The organism is Acinetobacter rudis (assembly GCF_031157835.1).
GTDB lineage: Bacteria > Pseudomonadota > Gammaproteobacteria > Pseudomonadales > Moraxellaceae > Acinetobacter > Acinetobacter rudis_A.
Window position 1 is genome coordinate 1 of sequence record NZ_JAVIDR010000045.1, and the last position, 2,211, is coordinate 2,211.

3 protein-coding genes are annotated in these 2,211 nt (G+C 39.7%); all 3 read left to right on the top strand.

Annotation, left to right across the window (positions count from 1 at the left end; translation table 11 throughout):
* Positions 1-614: DUF4055 domain-containing protein (locus RFH42_RS16795; RefSeq protein ID WP_308977077.1), on the top strand; the 614-nt coding region annotated here is incomplete at its 5' end.
* 1 nt (position 615) lies between these two features.
* Positions 616-1,689: a minor capsid protein gene (locus RFH42_RS16800; RefSeq protein ID WP_308977079.1), complete on the top strand. Its 1,074-nt coding sequence runs from the start codon at positions 616-618 to the stop codon at positions 1,687-1,689.
* Positions 1,690-1,724: 35 nt separating this feature from the next.
* The gene (locus RFH42_RS16805; protein ID WP_308977081.1) at positions 1,725-2,108 is read left to right on the top strand and encodes a hypothetical protein; all 384 of its coding nucleotides are present in this window, start codon (positions 1,725-1,727) and stop codon (positions 2,106-2,108) included.
* Positions 2,109-2,211 lie beyond the last annotated feature (103 nt).

Consider the following 2,211-nt stretch of genomic DNA (forward strand, 5'->3'; position numbering starts at 1 on the left):
ACTTTCAAGAGTCAGTCTATTACATGGGGCAGCCGCAGTATTATGTTACGGGTGTAGATTGGAATTGGTTTCAAGAATCCCGTAAGAATGGTGTTTATGTTGGTTCTAAAACATTGATGCCTATTCCTAAAGATGGTTCATTTGGTGTTGCTCAGGTTGAGCCCAATACACTTTCCCGTGAGGCCATGAAAGATAAATGGCAACAGATGAAGGAAATGGGTGCACGTTTAGTTGAGAACGGTTCAGCAAGTAAGACTGCCACCGAAGCCAAAAATGATGATGCTGTTCAACATTCGGTATTATCTCTGTGTACAGTCAATATTAATGAAGCGATAAGCATGGCACTTCGTTGGTGTGCAAAGTTTGTAATGCCTGATGTGAATGTACTAACTAAAGATGATCTGCTTTATGAAATTAGTCAGGAGTTTAATAAACAAGGTTATCTCGCCGATCTATCTCGACAGTTGTTTGAAAGCGCAGTGCAAGGCCATAGCTCGTTTAAATCATGGTGGGAGTACAACCAGTCGGGTATGTTCCCTAAGCAGAGCTATGATGATGAGCAGAAGAATCTAGATGCTGAGCGCGAGGGAAAACTTGATCTAACAGGTGAGTGATATGGCGAGTAAAGATGATTTGCTGATTAATGCGATTATTCAACATCAAGCTTATTTACATCGCTTATCATCACATGAAGTGATCGAGTTACTTAAAAAGTTTAACCGTGAATCAAATGTGATGGTGGCAAAACTTCGAGACTTACTTGATGAGTTGAGTGAATCGGAACGCATTGCTTTATCAGGTGCACGATATACCACGGCGAATCTCAAGGAGGTGAGGAGCCTTTTGAGGGAATGGCAAAGTACCATTACTTTGGCTTTGCCTGAGGCATTTGCAATATCTGCGATTGCTTTGGCTGTATATGAGGCCAATCACCAAGCCAAAACGCTAGGTAAGACGATTAAAGCACTTCTAGGTGAAAGTATCTTTAAACAAGCTAAACGAAAGCCTTTTGCAGGTGGGATGCTGATCGATCAGATATTTAGTGATATGGCAGAAAACACACGTCGCCGTGTTGAGTACGTGATACGAGATGGTATTTCCCAAGGGCAGACCAATCAGCAGATTACCCAGCGTATTAAGGGCACATCAAAACTCAATTATGAGGATGGGATTTTAAATCAGTCTAGACAGTCTATTGATATGGTGGTGAGAACTGCACGTAGTCATATTAGCAATACTGCCTATGAAGAGACCTATAAAGCTTTGGGTGTTAAAAAACTTAAAGTATCAGCAACTCTAGATAATCGCACCTGTAAGTTCTGTGCTTCAGAAGATGGCAATATTTATGATATTGATGATCCTAATCGCCCACATTTCCCAGTACATCCTCGTAATCGAACTGTTTACGTTCCTTATGTGGAAAATGAAGATGAAAAGTTTGCAGGGAAAAGGCCATTTGTTGTTAAGCCTGGTGATGCTGGTCAAGTTAGTGCTAATACCAATTTCAAGGAATGGTTCTCCACACAGCATGAGGACTTTCAACGAGAGTGGTTAGGTAAAAAACGCTATGAACTCTATAAAAATGGCGATTACAGCATTGATAAGTTCCTTGATCCAGAAGGCAAGCTGTATACCTTGAAGGAGCTTAAGCGATTGGATGAGGAAACATTTAAGGAGCTGGGACTCTGAAGTATAATCATCAAAAGATTAATGTTGTTACTTCAATGAAATATATAATTCTAGTTTTTGGGTTTCTATGTACAACGAGCAGCTTCGCTATTACAGACAAAGAGTTTGAATATACATACTATAAGCTTTTAACAGCTTATACCGAAGCTCAAACAAATAGTCATGATATATATCGATATTCAGATAGTAGTGAAGTCTCTCGTTTAGAAGACAAGCTTAAAATTCAGGCTAAGAGAGATTGTATAACTTGGAGAGCAGCTAGAGATTATGCTGCATATGTGATTGAAAATTTTGATCAATATGAAGCCGCTGTCAAAAACAATACGCCATTGTTTGACAATATAAGTAGGCGTGAGTGGGAGCTAGCTTTGAAAGAGACAAACCGTAAATTACACAATCCTAAAAACGAGTGTAATTGATAGAACAAAATTAGATGACCGCCGAAATGAACTGCACCCCGAAAGTTGGACATAAAACTCCAACTGATGAGGTGCATTCACATGGGACGGTATACGTTAAAAT

What these genes read in the sequence shown, in the direction of transcription:
- RFH42_RS16800 (WP_308977079.1), top strand. Translation starts at nt 616, where the DNA reads ATGGCGAGTAAAGATGATTTGCTGATTAATGCGATTATTCAACATCAA.
- RFH42_RS16805 (WP_308977081.1), top strand. Translation starts at nt 1,725, where the DNA reads ATGAAATATATAATTCTAGTTTTTGGGTTTCTATGTACAACGAGCAGC.